This is a genomic window from Wohlfahrtiimonas sp. G9077, from assembly GCF_002252155.1.
Classification (GTDB): Bacteria; Pseudomonadota; Gammaproteobacteria; order Cardiobacteriales; family Wohlfahrtiimonadaceae; genus Wohlfahrtiimonas.
In genome coordinates this window covers 238,428-263,982 of record NZ_NEFD01000003.1, presented here as the reverse complement: position 1 = coordinate 263,982, position 25,555 = coordinate 238,428, and the positions used below count along the sequence as shown (strand labels likewise).

Annotated in this window: 17 protein-coding genes; 9 read left to right on the top strand and 8 right to left on the bottom strand. The window is 44.9% G+C overall.

Going from position 1 to position 25,555, the window contains the following annotated elements; all coding sequences use genetic code 11:
• Both B9T20_RS06000 and B9T20_RS05995 read left to right on the top strand, forming a co-directional pair.
• Entirely contained in the window at positions 1 to 2,313 is a 2,313-nt protein-coding gene (locus B9T20_RS06000; protein ID WP_094490252.1) for a DUF5682 family protein, read from the top strand.
• An 8-nt stretch (positions 2,314 to 2,321) separates the two neighbouring features.
• Entirely contained in the window at positions 2,322 to 3,476 is a 1,155-nt protein-coding gene (locus B9T20_RS05995) for a VWA domain-containing protein (RefSeq protein ID WP_094490251.1), read from the top strand.
• Here B9T20_RS05995 and B9T20_RS05990 read toward each other — a convergent pair whose 3' ends face one another.
• Positions 3,477 to 3,788 carry a single-stranded DNA-binding protein gene (locus B9T20_RS05990; RefSeq protein WP_094490250.1) on the bottom strand — a complete coding sequence of 104 codons (312 nt, stop codon included), beginning with the start codon at positions 3,786 to 3,788 and terminating at the stop codon, positions 3,477 to 3,479.
• A gap of 3 nt (positions 3,789 to 3,791) precedes the next feature.
• A complete protein-coding gene (locus B9T20_RS05985; protein WP_233491619.1) occupies positions 3,792 to 4,259 on the bottom strand; it encodes a hypothetical protein in 468 nt (155 codons plus the stop codon).
• Between the two features lie 265 nt (positions 4,260 to 4,524).
• Here B9T20_RS05985 and B9T20_RS05980 point away from each other — a divergent pair, with 265 nt between their 5' ends.
• On the top strand, positions 4,525 to 5,577 hold the full coding sequence (locus tag B9T20_RS05980; protein ID WP_094490249.1) for an AEC family transporter: 1,053 nt from the start codon (positions 4,525 to 4,527) through the stop codon (positions 5,575 to 5,577).
• Between the two features lie 23 nt (positions 5,578 to 5,600).
• Positions 5,601 to 6,602 (top strand): 2-hydroxyacid dehydrogenase, encoded by a 1,002-nt coding sequence (locus B9T20_RS05975; RefSeq protein WP_094490248.1) that lies wholly within the window; start codon positions 5,601 to 5,603, stop codon positions 6,600 to 6,602.
• On the opposite strand, the gene B9T20_RS05970 is transcribed toward B9T20_RS05975, so the two are convergent.
• Positions 6,599 to 6,883, bottom strand: coding sequence for a hypothetical protein (locus tag B9T20_RS05970; protein WP_094490247.1), 285 nt, complete (start codon positions 6,881 to 6,883; stop codon positions 6,599 to 6,601). The two genes, B9T20_RS05975 and B9T20_RS05970, sit on opposite strands and share 4 nt — an antisense overlap.
• A 96-nt stretch (positions 6,884 to 6,979) precedes the next feature.
• On the opposite strand from B9T20_RS05970, the gene B9T20_RS05965 reads away from it, so the two are divergent.
• A complete protein-coding gene (locus B9T20_RS05965; RefSeq protein WP_094490246.1) occupies positions 6,980 to 7,954 on the top strand; it encodes a hypothetical protein in 975 nt (324 codons plus the stop codon).
• Between the two features lie 56 nt (positions 7,955 to 8,010).
• On the opposite strand, the gene B9T20_RS05960 is transcribed toward B9T20_RS05965, so the two are convergent.
• Positions 8,011 to 16,338 carry an autotransporter outer membrane beta-barrel domain-containing protein gene (locus tag B9T20_RS05960; protein WP_094490276.1) on the bottom strand — a complete coding sequence of 2,776 codons (8,328 nt, stop codon included), beginning with the start codon at positions 16,336 to 16,338 and terminating at the stop codon, positions 8,011 to 8,013.
• 201 nt (positions 16,339 to 16,539) lie between these two features.
• On the opposite strand from B9T20_RS05960, the gene B9T20_RS05955 reads away from it, so the two are divergent.
• Positions 16,540 to 17,823, top strand: a complete 1,284-nt coding sequence (locus tag B9T20_RS05955) for an NAD(P)/FAD-dependent oxidoreductase (protein WP_094490245.1) — start codon at positions 16,540 to 16,542, stop codon at positions 17,821 to 17,823.
• 62 nt (positions 17,824 to 17,885) lie between these two features.
• On the opposite strand, the gene nhaA is transcribed toward B9T20_RS05955, so the two are convergent.
• The 3 genes from nhaA to B9T20_RS05940 form a co-directional block, all read right to left on the bottom strand.
• A complete protein-coding gene (gene nhaA, locus B9T20_RS05950) occupies positions 17,886 to 19,037 on the bottom strand; it encodes a Na+/H+ antiporter NhaA (protein ID WP_094490244.1) in 1,152 nt (383 codons plus the stop codon).
• A gap of 145 nt (positions 19,038 to 19,182) precedes the next feature.
• Positions 19,183 to 20,037 carry a neutral zinc metallopeptidase gene (locus B9T20_RS05945; RefSeq protein WP_094490243.1) on the bottom strand — a complete coding sequence of 285 codons (855 nt, stop codon included), beginning with the start codon at positions 20,035 to 20,037 and terminating at the stop codon, positions 19,183 to 19,185.
• A 68-nt stretch (positions 20,038 to 20,105) separates the two neighbouring features.
• Positions 20,106 to 20,957, bottom strand: coding sequence for a sulfurtransferase (locus B9T20_RS05940; RefSeq protein ID WP_094490242.1), 852 nt, complete (start codon positions 20,955 to 20,957; stop codon positions 20,106 to 20,108).
• A 74-nt stretch (positions 20,958 to 21,031) separates the two neighbouring features.
• Here B9T20_RS05940 and B9T20_RS05935 point away from each other — a divergent pair, with 74 nt between their 5' ends.
• Positions 21,032 to 21,676, top strand: coding sequence for an epoxyqueuosine reductase QueH (locus B9T20_RS05935; RefSeq protein ID WP_094490241.1), 645 nt, complete (start codon positions 21,032 to 21,034; stop codon positions 21,674 to 21,676).
• 45 nt (positions 21,677 to 21,721) lie between these two features.
• Here B9T20_RS05935 and pyk read toward each other — a convergent pair whose 3' ends face one another.
• Positions 21,722 to 23,152 (bottom strand): pyruvate kinase, encoded by a 1,431-nt coding sequence (gene pyk / locus B9T20_RS05930; protein WP_094490240.1) that lies wholly within the window; start codon positions 23,150 to 23,152, stop codon positions 21,722 to 21,724.
• Between the two features lie 131 nt (positions 23,153 to 23,283).
• On the opposite strand from pyk, the gene hemN reads away from it, so the two are divergent.
• Together hemN and thiD are read left to right on the top strand one after the other, a co-directional pair.
• On the top strand, positions 23,284 to 24,660 hold the full coding sequence (gene hemN / locus B9T20_RS05925) for an oxygen-independent coproporphyrinogen III oxidase (RefSeq protein WP_094490239.1): 1,377 nt from the start codon (positions 23,284 to 23,286) through the stop codon (positions 24,658 to 24,660).
• A 92-nt stretch (positions 24,661 to 24,752) separates the two neighbouring features.
• Positions 24,753 to 25,550 carry a bifunctional hydroxymethylpyrimidine kinase/phosphomethylpyrimidine kinase gene (gene thiD / locus B9T20_RS05920; RefSeq protein WP_094490238.1) on the top strand — a complete coding sequence of 266 codons (798 nt, stop codon included), beginning with the start codon at positions 24,753 to 24,755 and terminating at the stop codon, positions 25,548 to 25,550.
• Positions 25,551 to 25,555 lie beyond the last annotated feature (5 nt).

Genomic DNA, 25,555 nt, shown 5'->3' with positions numbered 1-25,555 from the left:
ATGACGCCACAAATCTTTGGTGTGCGTCATCTATCGCCCGCGGCGGCGCACCATTTACAGCGCTATCTATCAAAAAAGCAGCCTAAATGCATCTTGATTGAAGGGCCAAGCGATGCGACAGATCTGATTGATCACATCATTAAACCAGAGGTTCGCCTGCCGATTGCCATCATGGCCTATACGCAAGCGTTCCCGATGGAGAGCATTCTCTATCCGCTCGCAGATTATTCCCCTGAATATCAAGCGATGCGCTGGGGCAAAGCACATGATTGCGATGTGGCATTTTTTGATCTCCCATCTGAAAGTTCTCTAAAATTTAGGCAGTTGATGCGGGAAGCACAATCATTGAGCCATGATCAGTCTGATGATATTGATGCGATGGATTTTCATCAGCATCAAAAAATGCTCTATGACACGATTGCTCAGCTCAGTGATGAGCAGGATTATGACAGTTATTTTGAGCGAAACTTTGAGCAAACGGCCGATGATGATGCCTATCAAGCGGCAATGCTCTATCAATCCGAACAAATTCGCGCACTGACAGAAAAGCAAGAACACCATGCAAAACCGCTTGATCATGCCTATAACCACATCCGCGAAGCGTATATGCATCAAACAGTGCTGCGCATTCAAAAGGAGAAGGGTTATCACCTTGATGACATTGTGATGCTAGTGGGCGCTTATCATGTTTCGGGATTACAACGTTTATTTGCCGCGCCCAATGTAGAGGCAATGCCGCCACTGCCAAAAGTTGCCATCAAACAAACATTGATGCCCTACTCTTACCTACGTTTAAGCAGCCGCACCGGTTATGGCGCAGGCAACCGCGCACCCTATTACTTTGGCATGCTCTGGCAGGCGCTACAAAACGGTACACAAGCGGAATTGTCCGCCACATATTTGACCCACATTGCGCACCATTTGCGAGATGAAGGACACAATGCATCCTCTGCGAGCGTCATTGAAGCGGTGCGCCTTGCGAATGCATTAACGATGCTCAAAGGTGGACAATTTCCCGTTTTAAGTGATTTACATGAAGCTGCCATGACGTGCTTAGGCGAAGGCGAGATTGCTAAAGTCGCCGTTGCGTTAAATCGCGTGGACATTGGCACAGATATGGGATTTTTACCAGAAGGCGTTGGGCAAACGCCCATTCAAGAGGACATGGCAGAGCAACTCAAATGCCTTAAACTCAAAGAGTATCAAAACACCGTACAAAAAACTTTGGCCTTAGATTTACGGGAGAACATCCGTGTTAAATCAGAGGCTGCGGCATTTTTAGACTTGCATCGCTCCACATTTTTGCACCGCTTACAAGTCCTCAATGTTCCATTTGCCACACAAATGCGCTTAACGCAGGACAATGCTTCATGGTCAGAAAAATGGGTGCTGCAATGGTCAACAGAAGTGGAAATCACGATCATTGAGAGCAACCTCAAAGGTGAAACCATCGAAATCGCTGCTGCCTACGAGCTACAGCAACGCTTAGAAAACTGTGACAACATTAGTGCAGCTGCACACATCATTCGGGCGATTTGCGAATGTGATTTAACCCACATGTTTGACAGCGCCATTGCTGCCTTGCAAGCTTTATTGGTGGACAATGAAGATTTTGATGCCATCAGTGATGCCTGCTTTGCCCTTAGCCATCTATATCAATTTGGATCATTGCGCCGCATTGACACAGCAACGCTCAAACCCATCATCGAACAGCTCTTTTTACGCGCCTCTCTCTTATTGCCTGATGCGGCAACGTGTGATTATCTCACCGCTAAAAAGGTGGCCAGCAGCATACAAATGCTTGAGCGCGTGGCACATGATCTCTATGAATGGCTCAATGTGCCATTGTGGCAAACTCAATTGCGTACCTTAGCGATGGAAGATCATCACAATACCTATTTATCCGGCACAGCCTTTGCGTTATTGCTCGAACATCAATTGGTGAGTGAAGAAGCATGCAGCATCGAAGTGGCCAGGCGATTTTCTCCCGGTGTTCCTGCTGATTTAGCCGCCACATGGTTTGAAGGCTTAGCCTCTTGCAATCGCTATGCACTCTTGTCACGCATTGCCATTTGGCGCGAGCTCAATGATTACGTCACACTATTAGATGAAGAAGGTTTTCAACGGGCGGTTGTCTTTTTACGCCGCACTCTTGGGCAATTTGAACCGAGTCAAAAAGCCAGCATTGTGGATTTACTCAATGATTTTTGGGGCACAAATGCCGCCGCGACTGCCGAGTTTTTACAAACTGAGCTCAGCACAGAGGAGCATGATGCGCTCGATGCCCTCAATGATTTTGACTTTGATTTTTAAAGGACAGTATGGACAATCAAAATACGCAGCTTCGCCGCTGGCGCTTGATCTTAGGCGACAATGCGAGCACACTAGAAGCCGCGCCATTATCAGATTCTGAACAGATCATGGATCAAGCCTTAGGATTGATCTATGAAAGCAATGGGCAAGATGATTCAAGTGCCCGCAGCGCAGGTCGTGGCGCAAGCTCACCTAAATTGGCTAAATGGCTGGTGGATGTGCGTAACCATTTCCCGAAAGATGTGGTGAGCGTGATTCAAGCCGATGCCATCGAACGCAAAGGGCTCACGCAACTGTTGCTTGAGCCTGAATCTTTGCAAAATGTCACGCCAGACATCAATATGGTGAGCAATCTCTTAGCCCTCAAAGATGCCATTCCGGAAAAGTCCAAAGATTCTGCGCGCGCGCTCATTAAAGCCGTCGTTGATCAAATCATGAAAAAGATGGAAACGGATCTTCGTCGTGCTGTAACGGGCGCTGTCAATAAAAAAGCACACACGCCGATTGCCAATTTTTCCAGTACTGATTGGAAAAGAACCATTGAGCGCAATCTCAAAAATTATGATGTTGCCACAAAGCGCCTCATCCCAGAACGATTTTTCTTCTTTGAGCGCAGCCAAAAGCAGAAAAATTGGACGGTGATTCTCGACATCGATCAAAGTGGTTCGATGTATGAATCCATCATCTATTCATCCATCATGGGGGCGATTTTTGCAAGCATGCCCGTACTTGAAACGCATGTGGTGGCATTTGATACCAACATCATGGATTTAACAGAATTGTGCCGCAATGATCCAGTGGATGCGCTCTTTGGCTTTCAAATGGGCGGCGGAACCGACATCAATAAATCCGTCTCATATTGCCAAACCTTGATCACAGAGCCCAAAAAAACCATTTTTATTTTGATCTCTGATCTGTATGAAGGTGGCGTTCGCCAAGGTTTGTTGCGCCGTTTAGCCAGCATGAAAGACGATGGCGTGATCGTCATCACACTACTTGCCCTGACGGACAGCGGCCGCCCTGATTATGATAAAGCGCTCGGTAAAGAGATCAGCAACCTTGGCGTGCCTTGCTTTGCTTGTACGCCGGATCAATTACCAGAGATGATTGGTGCCGCATTGAAAGGGCACGATTTGAAGCGCTTTGAAACCACGACGCTATAATCATTCATCTAGCACCTGCAACACACCTTTTTGGCCAACAATGATCTCAAGGTGTTCATGCGTTTGACCCGTTAAATCTTTTGATGTGTGGGTTTGCAGGTGCCCTTCTAGATAAATCCATGTGCCTTGTGCTAAAACAGCGGCTTGCTCAGTCAAATGACCATAAATTTTCACCACATGTTTTTCTACGTGTTTTTCCATCTCAATGGCGAGCGTAAAGATCACCATTGCACCGCCTGTGGTGAGCATTTTTATTTCAGGAGCATCGAGCACGTGCCCCACTAAAATCACTTGATTGATGCCAAACGTCATACATTAATCTAAACAGCTGAATCGCGCTTGATACACCTCTTTTGCTTGAGGCGTGATGATGCTCAATTGCCCAAACAAAATGGAGCTCTCGCCATAATCCACAACACGCGTGGTGTCAAACACCATAAAAAGGTTGGCTTTTTGATTGTGCCAAATATAAGGCGATGACACACCAAGATTCTCACTGACCATTTTAACCGGCGATTGATTGACCTTAATCACCATCTTTTCTGCCCCATCACCAATGCCGCGGGCTAAAGTTAAATCGGGCGCATCATCTTTGGCATAAGGCTCATCGAGTACGATGTAACAATAACTGTCAGGATCTGCATCTTTTCCATAACCCGCCGCTTGATTAAATTCAGCACGCGTCATCTTTGGGGTTTGCAATAAGCGCCCCTCTTCTTGTGCCACAGCGCATGTGAGTGTACATGTGATCATTGCTGCGAGTGTCCATCGTTTTTTCATCATACATTCCTCATTGAAAGGTTGTTATTTTTATCATGGTTCTGATATTAATCTAAACATTTACACGCTTGTGTCAATGCCTGCCCATAAAATAATCCGTCCCTTTTTGGCAAATTTAATAAATAAATTAATTTAGACTGGCATTTTATTTATTATTATATAGACTATGTTGCGTTATTAATATTATAGATAATTATTAATATTAGAATTATCTATATCCAATATAGCCAAACATAGACTCTGTCGATCAATAAGAGGGCACATTCAAATGGAAATTTTAGCATTGCTGCACAAAACCTTAAGCAATACTGCCATGATTGGTGCGATATTCTCCACCATTTCGATCATTGGTCTTGGCTACTATTTTAGAAAAACGGGCATCTTTAATAATCAGGTGGGTAAAATCCTCTCTTCTGTGGTCTTAACCGCGGCTTTACCTGCTTTGGCCTTTACCTCATTTATGCAAGACAATGATCCGCAAAAAATGGCCGACGGCATGACACTGTTGGTGTTTGGCTTTGTCATCTACATTGCGTTGATCATTTTAAGTAAATTCTTTTATTTTAAATATGTGGGCGATGAGCAAACAGCGCTGCGTAACTTGAGCATCTTTGGTTCCACCACATTTTTCAGCACCCCCATCATCAGTAGCTTATTTGGCCCTGTGGGCGTGATGCTAAGCTCTATTTTTAACATCAGTTACCGTGTGTTTCTCTACTCATATGGCTACATCAAAATGAGCGGCTTGAAAATGAGCAGCAAAAACATCAAAGAGATGTTTTTAAATCCGATTGTGATCGCAACCTTCGCGGGTTTATTCATCTGGGCATTTCAAAACTCATTACCCCAAGTGGATGTGACCACAAGTGGCGGCGCTGTGAAGCAATATGCCTTCCTTCGCATCGATCAAACGGCACCTTGGTTACAACAAGCGATGAAGTATTTAGCTGGCCTTGCCTCACCGCTTGCGTGGTTATCCATTGGTGCAACGCTGGGTCAAATCAATTTAAAACAGGCGGCTGAAAACAAAACCACATGGTATTACAGCTTCATTAAAGTTGTCTTGATTCCTGCTCTCATTTTAGTGGTGTTATTGTTCCTCCATGGCACAGGCGTGATGCCAATGAGCTATGATGTGATCGCCGTTGTGGTGCTCATGATGATGGCGCCTGCTGCAACTGTGGTGACCACTTATGCCATCAGTTTTGATCGTGAGGCGCTCCTTGCCTCAAACAGCTCATTGATCTCCACCATTTTAGCGGTGATCTTCATCCCGATCTGGATCGTGGTGCTTGAGCTCATTCAACACTATTTCTTTTAACTCACGAATCATAGGTGACTGATATGTTTAAAATTGCATGCTATGGCGTTAGACACAATGAAATTGAGTACTTTAACAAACTCAATAAATACAATTATGACTTAACGCTCATTCCCGACTTATTGCGCCATGATAACGTGAGCACCGCAGAACATCATGATGCGGTTCTATTGCGCGGCAATTCTGTGGCGGATAAACAAAACTTAGATGCGCTGCACAGTTATGGCATTAAATATGTCTTTACACGCACCGTGGGTTTTAACCACATTGATGTGGAATATGCCCGATCCCTTGGCATTCGCATGGCGCGCGTACCCTCCTATTCACCAACAGCCATTGCTGAGCTTTCTGTGACGCTTGCCATGATGCTGCTGCGTAAAACGGCCTACATGACGGTCAAATCCGCCTATCGCGACTTCATCATTGATGATGAGATGTTCACGCGTGAAATCCATAACTGTACTGTGGGCATCATCGGACTTGGGAAAATTGGGCTCGCTGAAGCTAAACTCTTTCATGGTTTAGGTGCACGCGTGATTGGCTATGACATTTTTGAATCCGAAAAAGCCAAAGAGTTTGTGGAATTTATGACGCTCGATGAATTATTGCCCCAAAGTGACATCATCAGCCTGCATGTGCCATATGTGCCAGGGCAAAATGAAAAATTCGTCAATGCAGATTTCATCGGCAAAATGAAGCAAGATGCCATTTTAGTCAACACCGCACGCGGTGAAATTCAAGACAATGAAGCGGTGCTTGCTGCCCTTGAGAGCAAAAAACTCAGCGGCTTTGCCACCGATGTCTTCTCAAATGAAGCCGAATTTTTCCAACGCAAATTCATGCCGTGGCAAACTGTTCCTGATGGCACGGTACAAAAACTCATTGAACTTTTTCCGCGCGTTCTTGTGACCCCACATGTGGGCTCAAATACAGAAGAAGCGCTGTCAAACATGGTGGAAACCAGTTATGAAAACTTCCATGAGATGCTCACGCGCGGTGCTTGCATCAATGAGATTTGCCCTTAATTAACAATCCTCTGTTCTACTCGTTCCTTACCCCTCTTTGCACCATCTTGTGATGGTGCTTTTTTTTGCCACTTTTCAAGATACGTTAAAATGCGCGCAGTATAACGCACCGGAAACACCATTTTTGTATACTCTAAATGAAAACGCCCATGATAACGACGGCGCATGTCCATCAACAATTCGACCGTATCATCATTCATCATTGCCTCAATGCAAAGGCTGCCTTCTGCTAAAGTGTGTACCGTTAAACGTGTATTGTGAATGTGATAATGCTGTTTCATAAAATACCTCCATTGATTGAATGGATCGATTGTGACAAGTATCATGAGGCGAAAACAGACCATAACCAGGTATCTAACCGGGTAAGGAGAGTGTAAATGACTGAATCTATTGAAACCATTGAGGCATTGCATGCCATCTTACAGACCAATAAATCCCTGAAAAAGACGGATCATTGCCTGCGTTATTTGTGTGAATGCACCCTCAATGCCCATCAAAAAGGGGAAGAATTCCATGGATTGTCACGCCATTCCATGAAGGCGGACTATGATGATTCAAAGGGGATTGCGGACTATGTGCCTCCTGCTAATCTCAATAAATGGATCAATCAAAGCATGCTCAATCAGCAATGTGAACGCATTGTTTTACAAAATCAGGCGGTGTTTGAAAAAATTGGTTATGTGCCATCCATTGCAGGCACCAATCCACAAGGCGGCAAAGGCAATGAAAATTTGATGTACATTGACATCCAACCGATTGCCAAAGAAACACCCCCTGAAGAGATTGATCCCACATCGATCCGCTACCACAGAACGCCGCCTGCCAATATTAAAATTGCATGGTACATGCGCCCTTTCATGCATCAAGGCACCTTTAGAAATCGCAGCCTTCGGGGCATGAGTTTTTATCTCATGTGGTTTTTATTGACCTTGATGGCCCTCACAGGCCTGCTCATCATCATTATGGGCGTTGCCCTCAAAACAGATCATCTCACTTTGTGGCAGCTGCTCTATCTCTCAATACCGATGGGCTGTTTTTATTTGGTGATGCGTTATGTGACACTGCCGCTCTTTCGATTGCCAGAATATCGAATTTTAAAGGCGCCGCCGTGGATGATTGCCATGAATCAATCGTCTGCTGAAATCGAAATGCACCGTGATGATCATTCACAAATCACAAGTTTGACACAATTCATTGGCGAATGTCCCATTTGCAGCGCTCAAGTGACATTGCGTGAAGGTTGGAAAGACCAGCGTTTACCATTGGTGGGCCGCTGTGGTGAAAGTCCGTTTGATCATGTGTATAGTTTTGATCGTGTTGAGATGACCGGCCGTTTATTAACGCGCCGTTGATCAACTCATCACGCACATAAAAAAAGCGCCCGAAGGCGCTTTTTCATATGGTTCACTTAGAAGTTATAACGCACCCCTAAAGTGACTTTGGTGTCGTGATAGCTGTTTGAACCTGCACGGTAACCCACATCACCCCAAACGCTTAAGTTCTTTTGCACTTGGCCCTCAACACCGAGTTTCATTTCGCCTAAGTTGCGCGTGCCATGCTGATCCACACGCACACCATCAAAGCTTGCATAAAATGGTTTTGAGTTGTGATAGTAGTTCACTTCCATGTAAGGCGTCACCACATTGCCGTTGTCTAAGGTTTTCTCCATGAATAAGCGAGCCCCTAAACGTGTTTCAATGTTGTTTTTGCTACCGGTGATGTGTGTACCTGTGGCATCTGTGATGTCATTCATCTTCGCACCCATCCACGTCACTTGCGCTTGTGGTTGTAGATAAAGATCATCCGTCAAGCCAAAAGTATAACCCCCTTCTAACGAGGCAATGAAACCTTTGGTTTTCATCTTCTCGCTGCTGATTTGATCACCCGTCACAGTGTTATCAAAGTACACATATTGCACAGAGCCATCAAGGTAGAAGCCTTTGGTCAATTGATCACCGAATGTGGCATACAAACCAACACCGTAACCATCACTGCTGCCCTTCGCATTTAAGCCATTGTGCTGCTGTTGGCTCTTAATTTTACTGTGACCATAAGCACCGAAGACACCCATTTTAATGGGTTGCTCATCAATCGTTGAGCGAAGGATGTCACCACCGATCATCATGCGGTAACTGTCAATCGTGGCTCGGTTAATTTTGCCATTGTCATAGAACTTGCTGAACTGACCGCCCACCAATGTCCAGATGCGGCTATCTTCTGACAAATAGTTACGCTCCGACAATTTATGGTTGAACAATGTATTGGCCACATTTAAACCACCCACATACACTGCCGTTTCAGGACGGCGACTTGCATCATTTGCAGCCGTCACTAACCACCAGTTGCCATCGCTGCCTTTTTCTAATTGATAGTCAAAGGCACCACGCACCGCACGGCCTTCTTGTGTGAGTACCATGGTATTGGTTTTGCCACCAATGCTCACCACTTCAACTTTTTGCGTACCATTGGCCAACTGCATCAATGGCGCACCGTGCATGTCATCCACTTTCAGCGCACTTTCACCCTCTGCATTGCCGGTGATGATTAAGCGACCAGCCAATTGACCGTCACTGGCAATATGAATGAGGCTGCCTTTTTCCGCTGTAAAATTGCCTTGCACCGTAAAATTGCCCATCGGTTGACCGGCTTGATGATTCACAGTGCTGCCCACATCTAAATGGCCTTTTAAGAGCACATCACCATTGACCGTACCATAACCGCCCATGCCAGCATTTTGATCCACAGTGACCAATGCTGTGCCATGACCATAGATGGCATCTTTCTCAATGTTGAGGTAACCATTTTTCACCCAAGTGTTGCCATCAAACTGAGTATGATCACCCTGCACAAGGATCTGTGGCGCTTTATCGCCATCGATCACCAACGTACCGCTGCCAAACATGGTCTCACCCAATAATGTGCTTGATTGACGTACGGTCAATTCACCACCATTGACACCCAGCTTTGAACCTGCGGCAACATTCAACTGATCCACCGTTTGCTTCATGCCATTTAAGTTAAATTGGCCATTGTTCTTAATGGTGAGGTTGCCTTGCGTACCAAAGACTTGATTCATACCGGCGGTGATGCTTGTGCCATCAATCATGGTATCGCCAGCATAGGTGTTCAAATTGCCAGAGAGCGTGATGCCTTCGCTGCCTTTAAAGATGAAGCCACCTTCACCTTTAAGCTCAGCACGTAGATCACGGCTATCTGTGGTTGTATTGCTCGCATCCGATAACACCATCACATTTTTATCTTTAAAGGCTTCAATTTCATCTAAACCATAATTTAAATGAATGCCTTTGTCATCGGTACGCAAGCCATTAAAGCCATAGAATGCTTCACCGGCACCATTTTGAATCACCGCAGAGCTCTGTGCCACATCTTTAGACTCAATGAGGTTGCCATCCATATCCGCTAGGAAAATGCCCTCATAATCCTTCACTTGACCATTATTAGCATCTTTGGTGATCACTTTACCCGAGATCAATGTTTCACCGACCATGCCAAATTGTTGATCTAAGAATGATGTTTTTTGGTCCACATTTGCAGCATCAATGCCATGTTTCTCAATCGTTGCTGGATCGACTTTCAACAAGTTTTGATCCCCCACCAATGTGATGGTGTCAGAGACGGTTAAATGGTTAGAACGTTGACCATTGGCATCTTTTTGCAATGTCATTGCCCCTTGATCAAAGGTGAGGTTTTTCAATGTTTGACCATCAAGCGTTAAATTCGCTTCACCACCCGCTAAATTCACATGGGCTTGATCTAACACATCAAACGCTGTTTGATCGAGGGACAGCTCACCGCCTTTGACTGCAAATTCACCAGTAAAGTCTTTTGCACCAGCATTTTTAAGGGTAATGTCACCTTTCGCATCCACAGAGACAGTGCCTGCGCCTGATAATGCATAATTGAGATCATAGGGCGCATCGGTTGTGATGTTCCATGAACCTTTCTCAGCCACATTCACAGTACCTTTGAAGGCATCATGTTGACCTTTCACCGCCACTTGACCTGTGGGCGTGACATTGATTTGACCACTGCCAGCGATTGTGTTCAACCAATCCCCTTGGTCGGCAATGTTCACAACGGCTTTGTCTGCTAAATTCAATTGGCCATGGCCTAAACCTTGTAATTGATTGAGGTTCACCACAGCATCATCCACATTCACAGTCGCAGCGAATTCTTTGTTGATGCTGTCAACATTCACAGTGCCTTTGGCCATATTCAATGTCGCTGATTGATCACCGAACAGAGCGCCTTTAATGTCGGATGTTTTCTGATCATTCAATGTGAGTGTACCTGAGTTGAAGTCAAGGCGCGTGCCCTCATCCATCACCAACTGATCCACCGTTTGCGTTTGACCATTGAGGTAAAATTGACCTTGATTGAGTAAACTCAAGGCACCTTTTTCCCCAAAGACATTGTTTGCACCGGCGGTGACAACTGCACCATCAATCACCGTGTTGCCTGTGTAGCTGTTTTTGCCATTAGAGACTTCAATGCCAAGATTCCCTTTAAAGGTAAATCCACCTTCACCTTTGAGCTCAGCACGTAGATCACGGCTGTCTGTGATGACATTGGCGCTGCTAGACAACACTTCCACCTGTTTACCTTGATAAGCTTCAATCACAGATAAACCATAATTCAAATGAATGCCTTGATCATCCGTACGCAAGCCATTAAAGCCATAAAATGCTTGACCCGCACCTTCTTGAATTGTCACCGCACTTTGTGGCACAGCATCATTGTCAATCTGCTGTCCTTGGAGATCAGCTAAATGGATATCGGCATTGCCTTGTTTCACCACTTGACCTTTGATCAACGTTTCACCAGTAAAACCTTCTTGTTGATCTAAGAAGGAGAGCGATGTGTCCACTTTTTGATCAAACTCTGTTTTTTGCAATTTCGTAGGATCCACGCGTAAACTGTTATTTTGACCCTCAAGCGTCACTAAACCTGTGACATTTAAGTGATTCACGCGATCATTCGTGTCTTTAGTTTGCAACGTCATCGCACCTTGATTGAAGGTTAAGTTTTTCAATGATTGATCATCTAATTGAAGCGATGCATCCCCCCCAACTAAACTCACACTTGCATTTGTTAAGACATCAAAACCTGTTTGATCAAGGGTCAATTCACCGTCTTTAACCGCAAATTCACCGGTAAAGTCTTGTACCCCCGCATTTTTAAGGGTAATGTCACCGTTAGCATCCACAGAGACAGTGCCTGCGCCTGATAATGCATAATTGAGATCATAGGGGGCATCAGTTGTGATGTTCCAAGCCGATTGATCGGCCAGTTTCACCGTGCCCGTTAAAGCACCATGTTCGCCTTTAACATTCAAATCACTGCCTTTGCCAAGTGCAATGGTCCCTGCACCTGAAATGACATTATTTAAATCGCCTTTTACATCATCGTTGATGTTCAATGTACCAGCCACATCCACAGCTGCGCTGCCTAGGCTATTGAGGGCATCAACATTCGCTGTGCCTTGATCCGTCACTTTTACAGTGCCCGTAAACTGTCTGTTGTCTTTATGCAACGTGACACTGTCAGCATCAATGGTTAAAGTACCCGTGCCTGCCAAGGTATTATTGAACTGACCTGCACCTTTAAGCGTCAATGCACTTTCATCATTGAGGGTCACATTGCCTTGACCAAAACCATCCACTTTCGCCAATGTTGCTGCCGCTTTTTGATTCAACGTCACCGCTGCATTTAAACCCGCATTGCTTGATTCAACATTCACCGTGCCCGCATTGATATTGAGCTTAGATTGATCATTACCCAAAAGTTGGCCCGAAACGGTGGATGCGCTGTTTTCTGCCAACGTCAATTCACCTTGGTTTAAATCAATCACACCTTGTTGACCCAGCTGTAGATTGTCCACCGATTGCTTCATACCAGCCAAATTAAAAGTGGATTGACCTTTTAAGGTTAAATCACCTTTTTGACCAAACACATTGTCCATGCCAGCAGTGATGCTGGTGCCATCAATCACCGTATTGCCTGTGTATGTATTGGGGTTACCCGATAAAGTAATGCCTTGGTCACCGGTAAAGGTAAAACCACCTTGGCCCACCAATTCTGCACGTAGATCGCGGCTCTGTGTGGTCACGTTGCTTTGGTCAGATTTGACCGTCACCACTTTGCCATCATAGGCCTGAATTTCATCTAAACCGTAGTTTAAATGAATGCCTTTATCATCGGTGCGCAATCCATTGAAGCCATAATATGCTTCACCGGCGCCATTTTGGATCTCAATTGTGCTTTGACCCACATCTTTTGCTTCAATGATTTTGCCATCGCGATCCCGTAAGAAAATGGCTTCAAAGTCATCAATCGGGTTGCCGGCATTGTCTTTGGTCACCACCTTACCGGACACCAATGTTTCACCCACAAACCCTTCTTGCTGATCTAAGAACGAGGTGGTTTGATCCACTTGCCCTGCGCTCGCATCGGTCACATGCTTATCCACTGTATCTTTATCCACCATGATGGCATTTTTATCGCCAATCAAAGTGATGGTATCGGTCACTTTAAGGTGATTGGATGCATTCGGGTCTTTTGGATCTAATGACAATGTTCCATTGTGAATCACCAAATTGTCCACATGCTGGCCATCGACGGTCACCGTCGCCGCCCCGCCCGTTAGATTTAAACTCGCATTATTTAAAACATCAAAGGCGGTTTGATCGAGCTGTGCATTGCCGCCCTTCACAGTAAAGTTACCCGTAAAGTCTTTTGCACCCACATTTTTAAGGGCAATGTCACCGTTAGCATCCACAGAAACGGTGCCGGTGCCGGATAAAGCGTAATTGACATCATACGGTGCATCGGTTTGAATGTTCCATGCTGCTTGATCACCTGTTTTTAATGTACCTGTAAAGCCATCATGTTCGCCTTTAACATTCAATTGATTGTCCGTTAAAGTGATTTGGCCGTCACCACTGAAGCCATTCTTGAGATCACCCTTGATGCCATCGGCAAAGTTTAACTTGCCTTCAATCTCTAAAGCACCTGTGCCTAGATTATTCATGGCGGTCACATTCGCTGCTGCAGGTTTTTCAATGCTGATTTTCCCCGCAAATTGGCTGTTGTCACCTTTTAAGGTCACATCGCCTGTATTGAGCGCTAAAGTATTGGTATTGTCACCGACAAATGCATTGGCCAATGTGCCGCCGCCATTGATATTAACAGCGTTTGCGCCTTGAAGCGTCACCTTGCCTTTGCCTAAGCCATCGGCTTTGGTAAGATCTGCCGCGACTTTGTTGCCTAACGTTACGTTAGCGGCCAATTCACCATTGCTTGCGCCCACTTTGAGGGCGCCTTGCTGTACATTCAATGCTGATTGATTCGTGCCATTCAATTGTCCATCAATCTCATGGATTTGATTTCCAGTTAAATTCAATGTCCCTGTGTTAAGGTTCAACTGTGTCTTATTGCTTGCTGTTACTCCCGCCACATTTTGTGTGTGTGTGCCTAAATCTAATTGAGCTTGATCAGATAGCGTCAATGCCCCTTTTTGACCAAGGGCTTGATCCACGCCCAGCGCCACTTTTGCATCATTTGTTAATGCCGTCGCGCCTTCATAATCATTCGTTTGCCCGGTCACTGTCACCAAGGGTGCACCAGTAAAGGTAAAACCACCTTTGCCCGTCAATTGTACAAAGAGTTTTTGCTCGCTTGCCCCTGTACTATCAATGGTCACAGATTGGTTTTCATTGGCAGACAGTGCTTTTAAACCATAACCCGCATGTAAACCGGTGTCATCTGCCACCACTTTTTGATAACCGTAAACACCTTGCCCCTTCGCTTCTTGACCCACGATGTCTTTTTTAATGTTCATGGCATTAATATCGCCACTGTTGGCCACTAATGTCACATCATCACGATCTCCTGAAGTTTTACCTGCGGCAAAGGTTTCCCCTAAAGTCAATTGATTTTGTTGATCTAATAAAGTGCCTGTGGGCTTCATTTGATCAATGGCAGATTTTTGACCCAATAAATTGGCATCATCAATCATAATGGTGTTTTTACCTGTCAAAGTGATGCCATTTTTCGCCGTCAATAAATTAAATGCCGTGCCATTATTTAACACATGCAATTTAGCATTTTGTAATCCTAAGCTGCCCACAGAAACATTGTCATGCACCTGCCCTGTACCATTTGGCAAAATGCCAAGATACGCATTGCCTAATGCATTTTCACTCAATGAGTCTACTTTTAAAATGCCGCGCTCTACTGTAAATTTACCCGTAAAATCTTGATTTTTCGTTTCATTTTTAAAAGTAATCATTTGATTTTGATTACCGGCACTGATGTTAACGTTCCCTGTGCCTTGCAAACGATAACGGAAATCATAGTTATAGAGTTTTTGAAGATTCCATGTTGAATCCTCAGAGCCCACCACCACCAAGCCATTTAATGAAGCATGGTTACCGGTCACTTTAATGTTATTTTTACCCACATTGATGGTGCCCGCACCATATAAATTACTGTTGAGCTCAGTGACGGTACCATCGACAAAGTTTAATGTCGCATTCTCAAGGGTATAAATGCTGTTATTTGTCCCTAAACCTTCATTGATTGATACCGTCGCAGAGTTACCAGCTGTAATGGTCGCTGTGCCTGTAAAATCAGACTGTGCGTGTTCAAAACTGTTATTCGCTTTAACATATAAAGCACCATTACCGATCAAGGTATTGAGAAAACGACCATCGGCAAGCGTTTGCACCACCGCTTTTGTATTGGTCAAATACATCTTTTCAGAGCCAAAGGCATCTAATTTATGTAAATTCACTGTCGCACTGGCATCTTGTCCATCTTGCGTCCCGATGGTGAATTTTGCTTTAAAATCGGGGTTAGAGGTGTAAGCCTGCATCACACCACTTAAGTTATAAAAACCCGTACCATCTGTGATGAGGCGTAAGTTATCGTTAGAATCTTTAGTCTCACCATAACCATTATTGAGCACACCACCATTGGTAATTTTAATGTATGGCTTAAGCTCACGTGGCGTATTAGAATTAATCACAGATTTGATATATAAGTTCGTATTCCAAACATTGAACACACTGCCATTGTCCACCTCTACGCCACCAGTATAACCGAGTGTGAGCACTCGCCCTGTTAACTGGCTATTATTATCAACTTGCATAATGAATTTAGTGGTATCTGAGACTACAGGATTGCCCACACCGATATACAGCCAATCATTAAATGTCACCTGACTGTTATTGATGATCTTTGTATAATACGTATTTTGATCAGTGGAGGTCACGCCAGAAGGATCATAGCCTGTATAATAACGTCCGTTAATGGTCAAATGACTGTTGTCCACTGTCCAACTGGTATCCCCTGCTTTACCGCCATTATTGACCCATTTGATCTCTCTTTCATCGGTAATATTAGAAGCAAAATTAAGCGTATAAGTCTTATCTTTCGTCAAAATGGACTCTGTTGTGTAATAAAAGGCACGCTTTGCAGATGTCCCACTGTCCTGACCATTATTGAGTAAATCTTTTAAGCTGTCGGCCTGCGCACCACCTAGGGCTGCCGAAAGCAACAATAAAATGCTCGCTGCGATCTTAGTGCGTTTAAATGTGCGTGCCCCCTCTGTCACGACACTGCCGCCCATACCACTTGAATGTTTGGCATATTCTGATGCCACCACCAACATGTTTAAAGACTGATTCCAAACAACTTTAAAAATATTATTCATAATGCATGACCCTTTTCATTAAGTGGTACTATTTTTTTGATGTATTCGAAAGCATATTAAAATATCAAATACAGTTTCTTAAAACTCATATAATTTTTAAATTCCCATGGTACTTATACCATGTTATTATTAAAATAATTAAACTAATATTATAATTATATTATTTAATTTACTCATCACTGATCACACAAGGAGTCTTTTATGCAAAAGAAAGTTGTTGTTTTAGGTGGTAATTTTGCGGGCCTTGGCGCGGCACAAAAAATCAAAGAATACTCAAAAGATGATGTGGCCATTACGGTCATTGATCGAAAATCTTATTTATTGTATGTGCCAAATATCCCTGCTGAAGTCTTAGAAAATCGCAATCCTGAGCTTTCCCTCACGATGGACATTCGTAAGGTTCTCCATAAAGAACACATCGATTTCATTCAAGCGGAAATCACGCAGGTTGATCCTATTAAACAAACCGTCACAATCACGCCAAATGAACGCCCCGGCGCTGAGCCACAAACCATTGATTATGATTATTTGGTCATCGCCGTTGGGGCAAAACTCGCCTATGATCACATCGAAGGCTTTGCTGAATATGGTGATACCGTTTCTGACTTTTATCATGGCAATAAATTGCGTAAAAAGTTGCATGATGGCACCTACAAAGGCGGACCGATTGTGGTGACTTCTGCCCGCTTCCATCAAGGTGATGGCGCAGATGGTTTAGCACCTTATCCGGGCGGCACCATTCCACAAGCAATGGCGGCATGTGAAGGACCACCCGTTGAAATCAGCCTTGGGCTCGCCGATTGGTTGGTGCGCCACAAAATGGGCGATGCCAGTAAAATCTCGCTCGTCACACCAGGCAAAATGATTGCGGAGGATGCTGGGGAAAAAGTGGTCACAGAGCTTCTCGATACGGCATCGAAAATGGGCTTTAAGTACTACAACAATGTGCAAGATGTGGTCAAACTCACGAAAGATTCCATCGTTTTTGCCAATGGTTTAGAGCTCCCTGCCGAGCTGAAAATTGTCTTCCCTGATTGGGTGGCGCATGATTTTGTCAAAAACATCGAGCATGTAGCCGACAGCAAAGGCTTTGTGATCACCGATCTTCTCATGCGTAACCCAACTTACAAAAACATCTTTGCCGCCGGCGATTGCGCGGCGGTGACCATGCCAAAACTTGGCGCCATTGGCCATCAAGAATGTGAAATCATCGGCCGACAAATTGCCTTAGATTTAGGGCACATGAGTGCGGATAAAGCCAATGAACCACTCAAACCTGTTGTCTTTTGCATTGGTGACATTGGCAGCGGCAAAGGCTTTTACATTCGCTCAGATTCTTGGTTTGGTGGCGAGACACAAGTGCTCAAAATGGGGCGCATCCCATACATGCTCAAAATGCAATATAAAGACATCTTCTTTAATACCGATGGCAAAGTGCCCGTTTGGGGTGAAGAAGTGGCGCGCATCTTGGCAGAAGATTTCTGATCAACCGCATCACAATAAAAAAGGCAGCTTAGGCTGCCTTTTTTCATCTTTAAAACCCTATATTATGCAGTTTTCACCACAGGATGGAAACGCAAAATCAAGTAACCCAAAATGCCCGATAAGAATGAGCCAATAAACACACCAATCTTACTTAAATCTTGCAATTCAGGGGCGGCAAATGCCAACATGCTGATGAATAAACTCATGGTAAAGCCGATGCCGCATAATAATGCCACACCGTACACTTGTAACCATGTTGCACCCGTTGGGCGATTGAAGAGACCCAATTTTTCACCGATGTACACAATGCCAAAAATACCGATCTGTTTGCCCAAAAACAAGCCCACAGCCACGCCCATCACCACAGGATGCGCCAACATTGACAATTCCAAACCAGCAAAGGAAACGCCCGCATTTGCTAAACCAAACACCGGAATGATGAGAAAACTCACCCAATTGGCCAAACCGTGTTCCCAAGCCAATAATGGGGTTTCACCTTTAGCATTCTCTTTCACGCCACTTAATGGAATGGTCAAGGCCAATGTTACGCCCGCTAAAGTGGCATGAATGCCGGACTTTAACACCATGAACCATAAAATCACACCGAACAAGAGATACAAGTAAGGTTGCACCACTTTTTTCTTATTAAGGATCACAAGCGCAATGATGCTCGCAAGCGCCCCTAATAAGTAAATCAAGTGCAATTCACTAGTGTAGAACACTGCGATGATGATGATGGCCGCTAAGTCATCAATGATGGCCAATGCCGTTAAAAACACCTTCAATGACAATGGCACGCGGCTGCCTAACAATGCCACAATCCCAAGGGCAAAGGCGATGTCTGTCGCTGTTGGAATCGCCCAACCATTAAGGGCTGCGCCATCATTTCGGTTAAAGAGATAATAGATCACAGCTGGCATTGCAAGCCCTGCTAACGCGGCTAACCCTGGAAGAATACGCTGAGAATTCGTTGCCAGCTCACCCACCAAAAATTCACGTTTTAATTCAAGGCCCACATACAAAAAGAAGATTGCCATGAAGGCATCATTGATCCAATGTAAGACGGATAAACCTGCCACATAACTTTCTAAGATGGCAAAGTACTGACCAGACAATGGACTGTTGGCAATCACAAGGCCAAGCAGCGCTGAAATCATCAAGACAATGCCGCCTGCCGTGGGTAAAGAAAAAAAGTATTGAATTTTTTTGTACATCTAATCTCCTAAATCGCATTTTAATCAAGCTGCTAATTTACTAGAAAAGTGCTTTAAAAAACAATATTTCCGAAAAAAATATCACAAATGATTTAAACAAACGCAATCAAGCACACCGAAGAATCACGCAATGACTGCATTTTCCTCATTGAAAGGTATTGCACGCGTTGATGTCGCCGGTTTTAAATCCGCGCTCAAACCATGCTTTGCGCTGTGCGGATGTCCCGTGTGTAAAGCTGTCAGGCACCACAGCGCCGCCACTTTGTTTTTGTAAACGGTCATCGCCAATCGCTTCTGCTGTTTTCATGGCTTTGTCCAAATCACCCATTTCAAGCAAACCACGTTCTTGCACATACTTGCCCCAAATGCCGGCCAAGCAATCAGCTTGCAGCTCCATTTTCACGGACAGCTGATTGGCCTCTTTTTTGCTGGCGCGTTGCTGTAATTGGCGCACTTGCTGATTGATGCCCAATAAATTTTGCACATGATGACCCACTTCATGCGCCACCACATAACCTTGAGCAAAATCGCCGCCACCGCCTAAGCTTTTACGCATGTCATCATAAAACGAGAGATCGATGTACACTTTATAATCGGCAGGACAATAAAATGGCCCCATCGCCGCTTGACCATAACCACATGCCGTCGATGTTTGCCCCGAATAGAGCACAAGCGTTGGTTCTTGATACGTTTTGCCAAGCTTTTTAAATTCACGTTGCCAAAGATCTTCCGTCATCCCTAAGGAAGTGGCCGTAAAATTGGCCATGCGCTCTTCTTGTGGGGAGACATTGGCCGATTGTGCATTGGTTTGCGTGGGCACTTGCCCTTCTAACAATGGTGATAAATCAACGCCATAATAACCGGCAATCATCACCACAATAAACAACACCACGCCCGCTTTACCATTCATCGGGATGGGCAAGCCCCCTAAACTGTTTTTACCGCCTGAGCGGCGACGATCTTCGACATTTTCACTGCGTCTTTCATTTTCCCAGCGCATGTTTGCTCCATCTGTTCATCTGATTGAAAGTCTCTATTGTAGATCATTACCGGCAAATGTGAGGAGTTCTAATCATCCCCGCGGGCAACCGGATGCGCCGGATTTTTACACCATTCGCTCCATGAACCGTCATACAATGCCGTTGCCCCTAAACCCGCGTACGCCATCGCCAATACATTGTGGCACGCTGACACGCCAGAACCACATTGATGCACAATGGTTTGACCCTGATGATGCTTGAGCAAATCCTTGAATTCTTCTGCCAAGACTGTTTTTGGCTTAAATGTGCCATCGCTTTGCAAATTGCGCTCAAATGGGCGATTAATCGCAGTCGGAATGTGCCCTGCCACAGGATCAAGCGGTTCAACATCACCTCTAAAACGTGCGTGGCTACGGGCATCAATGATGCAAAGCGGCGGTTCAGATTCATCAATGGAATCCATGATCACTGCAGCCGTCACACGCTGAAAATCCGATGGCAGTGATACAATGTTTCCACATTTTGGCGAAGATTCCGCCAGAGACATCACATCGCCACCGGCCGCTTGCCATGCACGTAAACCGCCATTGAGCACAAATGTGTGCCCATGGCCTAAATGGTGCAAAATCCACCAAATGTATGCAGCCATCATGGTGTTACCGGCATCATACACCACCACGGTGTCGCCTTGATCAATGCCTAAGCGCTGCATTACTGCGATCAATTCATCCATACTTTTTAAAGGATGACGCCCGGATAAAGGCGTTGGTTCTGCGCACACATCTTGTTCTAAATCGATGCGCCGCGCGCCTTTAATGTAACAATGATCCTTGTCAATGGGCTGCATGCTCGACTCTGCGGCTAAAATCACGAGTGATTCTGAGGACAGCATTTTCTGTTGCAAATCAGAGACAGAAATGAGGGATGAAAGGTTTGACACATTGACCTCCTTAAAGGATTGATTTTCTCGAAATTTATTGTAATCTAAGACCTTTTGACCCCATCGGAGCCCACGTGACTGAACTCATCCGCGACACATTAACCTTGCCAAACAATGGCCAAAAATTACTGCTCCACTCTTGCTGCGCCCCGTGCTCAGGTGAAGTGATGGAAGCAATGGTGGCTTCAGGCATAGACTTTACCATCTATTTTTATAACCCGAATATTCATCCATTGAAAGAGTATGAGATTCGCAAAGAGGAAAATATTCGCTTTGCTGAAAAATTCAACATTCCCTTCATCGATGCCGATTATGATAAAGACAATTGGTTTGAGCGTGCAAAAGGCATGGAAATGGCGCCTGAACGCGGCATTCGTTGCACCATGTGTTTTGACATGCGCTTTGAGCGCACTGCCCTTTATGCCCATGAACATGGCTTTGATGTGATGACCAGTTCCCTTGGCATTTCGCGCTGGAAAAACATGGCACAAATCAATGATTGCGGTGAACGCGCCGTTGCTCCTTATCCCAACCTCACTTATTGGGATTACAATTGGCGTAAAGGCGGCGGTTCTGCACGCATGATCGAGATCAGTAAGCGCGAAAACTTTTATCAACAAGAGTATTGTGGTTGCGCCTATTCACTGCGTGACACCAATCAATTCCGTAAAAGCAAAGGTCGCGCGCCGATTAAACTCGGTGTCATGTACTATCAATAAATAAAAATCCCGAGCAATGCTCGGGATTTTCATGGCTATCAACGGTTATTCAACCACCGCGATGCGAAGGTTATTCGTTCCGCCTTGTACATAATTGAGTGAACCGCGTGTAATGATGATGCGATCACCCACATTAACCGCTTGATTCACCTTTAAAACCTCAATCACTTCATTGACCACATCTTCTTCATTCGCATGATGAATGTTGAATTCTAATGGCTCGACACCACGATACAATGTCATCCAACCGGCAGTTTTCGCATGGCGCGTTAAAGCATAAATGGGAATGTCTGAATTAACGCGGCTCATGAGCATTGCTGTGGTGCCTGATTCTGTTAGGCACACCAACGCTTGCACATCATAGTGGTTGGCCAACACCATTGAGGACATAGCGATCGCTTCATCCGTTTGCGTGAACTGTTTATTTTTAATCATGGAGTTCGCGCTCAAATGGTTCATCATTTCGCTCTCTGCCCCAATGCAGATCTCTGCCATCGCTTTCACCGTTTCCACAGGATATTTACCGGCGGCGCTTTCAGCAGAGAGCATCACCGCATCGGTGCCATCTAACACAGCGTTTGATACATCCATCACTTCGGCGCGCGTTGGGCATGAGTTTTCAATCATTGATTCCATCATTTGCGTCGCTGTAATCGTGGCACGATTCAATTCACGCGCCCGTAAAATGAAGCGCTTTTGCACGCCCATCAATTTTGCATCACCAATTTCCACCGCCAAATCGCCGCGGGCAATCATGATGGCATCGGAGGCTAAAATGATCTCATCGATGTTTGCCACCGCTTCAATGCGCTCAATTTTCGCCACCAAATGCGCCTGTGAACCTGCTTTTTTGAGCAATTCGCGCGCCTCATCCATGTCACTGCCATTTCTTGGGAAAGAGACGGCGATGTAATCGGTGTTAAAGTTCGCCGCACAAATGAGATCTTCTCGATCCTTATCCGTCAAAGCGGGCGCAGACAAACCGCCGCCCTGCAAATTGATACCTTTACGGTTAGACAATGTGCCGCCAATCACCACTTTGGTGTACACTTCTGAATCTTTCACTGCCGTCACTTCAAGCACGATTTTGCCATCATCTAGGAGTAAAATGTCTTTGGGCTTCACATCATTGACCAAGGCTTTATAGGCAATGCCAACGCGCGTTTCATCGCCAGCATCATCGGCATGCGTGCTGTCTAGAATAAACGGTGCGCCTTCTATCAATTCGACTGAACCATTTTTAAACTTCTCAATGCGAATTTTAGGGCCTTGCAAATCCGATAAAATGCCCACATTCACTTTTAAGCGCGCGGCAATTTCACGCACCGCATTGACACGTTTGATGTGATCTTCATGGGTGCCGTGAGAGAAATTCAGGCGAACCACATTCACACCTGCTTTGATCATACCTTCTAACACACCCGGGCGATCACTCGCTGGCCCTAATGTTGCAACAATCTTTGTCCTTCTTTTCATCAATTGCTCCTTTTTTCATGCATTATGAATATAAATCTGCCCCATCGATAAAACAAAATCGCAGTTTGTGGTGTAATTCAGTACAATATACCCCATGATTACTTTATTAACGAATATACTAGTTGGGCAACATGACACAATCTATTTTTAATCGTGAACTCATCGATAAATATGACAAGGCTGGTCCTCGTTATACCTCTTACCCCACCGCTGTACAATTTACCACCGAATTTACCCGTGAGGATTACATTCAGGCCGCTTTAGCCTCTAATGAATCTGATCGTGATTTATCCCTTTATTTCCACATGCCATTTTGCGACACCATCTGTTTTTACTGTGGCTGTAACAAAATCATCACCAAAAACCGCAAGCGCTCTTTGCCTTACGTTGAACATTTACTCAAAGAGATTGAAATGCAAGGCAATCTTTTTGATCGTCAACGCAAAGTGAAGCAGCTCCATTGGGGCGGCGGCACGCCCACATTTTTATCCCGTGATGAAATGCTCACGGTGATGGATGCCACCGCTAAACACTTCACATTGCTCGATCAAGATCAAGGCGAATACTCCATTGAAGTGGACCCACGTGAAGCAAATGCGGACACAGTGCGCTTTTTACGCAGCATCGGTTTTAACCGTTTGAGCATGGGCGTGCAAGACTTTAACCCGAAAGTGCAAGTGGCCGTCAACCGCATTCAGCCTAAAGAGATCACCCTTGAAACCTTAACCGCTGCGCGCGAATGTGGTTTTAGCTCCATCTCGGTGGATTTGATTTATGGCTTGCCCTTCCAAACAGTGGACACGTTTAATCAAACATTAGAAGAGATGATTGAGATCTCTCCTGATCGTTTATCTGTCTTTAACTATGCGCACATGCCGCATCTCTTTAAAACACAAAAGCAGATGAACGCAGAAGACATGCCAAAGCCTGAAGAGAAGCTCTTGATCCTTAAAAACATCATTGAGCGCTTAACAGAGGCAGGCTACGTGTACATTGGCATGGATCACTTTGCAAAACCAACCGATCAATTGGCGATCGCCCAACGTGAAGGCAATTTGTACCGCAACTTCCAAGGTTACAGCACTCATTCTGATTGTGATTTGGTGGGCATGGGCTTATCTTCCATCTCGCAAATTGGCAACATCTACGCACAAAATGTCAAAGATATGCCCGATTATGAAGCGGTGATCAACAGCGAACAGTTGCCGATTTGGCGCGGCGTCACCTTAACACCTGAAGATGAACTTCGCCGTTATGTGATCACAGAGCTTATGTGTAACTTAAAGCTCGACATCAATGATGTCAGCCGCCGCTTTAACATCGATGCCAAAGAACACTTTAAAATCGAATTGGAAGATCTACGTGCAATGGCGCCCGATGGCTTAATCGTTGTTGAGGGCGATACCTATTACGTGCAAGATCGCGGCCGCTTACTCATTCGCAACATTGGCATGGTGTTTGATGCCTATTTGCAAAAAAATGATCAACGCTTCTCCCGCGTCATTTAAAAAACTTCCTGAAAAGCTCTATAAATTTAGAGCTTTTTTTTGTACTCTATATTTTCCACCTAATTTGCTGGATATAACACAAAGGATTTTCGATGAAAAAGATATTGACCATTGCAGGTTCAGACTCAAGCGGCGGCGCTGGCATTCAAGCGGATTTACGCACCTTTGCTAAGCATGATTTGTATGGCTTTTCTGCCCTCACAGTGATCGTGACGATGGAAACGGACACATGGTCACACGGTGTATTTCCCATTGAATTGCCCGTGATTGATGCTCAAATTAAAACGGCCCTTGATGGCGTGGGCGTCGATGCGATTAAACTTGGCATGTTGCCAACGCCTGCCATCATTGAGAATGTGGACGGCTATTTAAACACTTGGTCCAAAAAAGTGCCTGTGGTTGTCGATCCTGTGATGGTGTGTAAAGGCAATAAACCTTTATTCCCTGAGCATGCAAAAGCCATCCAAACACATTTGATCAAACATGCCACTGTCACAACGCCAAACTTATTTGAAGCAGCGCAATTGGCTGATATGGAAGAGATCACAAGCTACGAAGAAGCCAAAGAAGCGGCGCGCCGCATTCTTGCCTTAGGCTGTAAAGCTGTGGCCATCACCAATGTTGGCCGCGTGATGGAACCTAAAACTTCGGGCGATCTATTTTATGATGGCCATGAATTCATCTTAATGGAAGGTGATTTCATCGATACCCATCATACACATGGTTTAGGCTGTACATTTGCCGCACATGTGGCTGCAAACCTTTGCAAAGGCTTCTCCCCACGTGAATCTGTTTTTGAAGCCAAAGAAGCCATCAAAAAAGGCATTAAAAATCACTGGGCGCTCAATCAATTTGTGGGCACCTTAGATTTTCCAGACAGTTTTAAATAAATGAC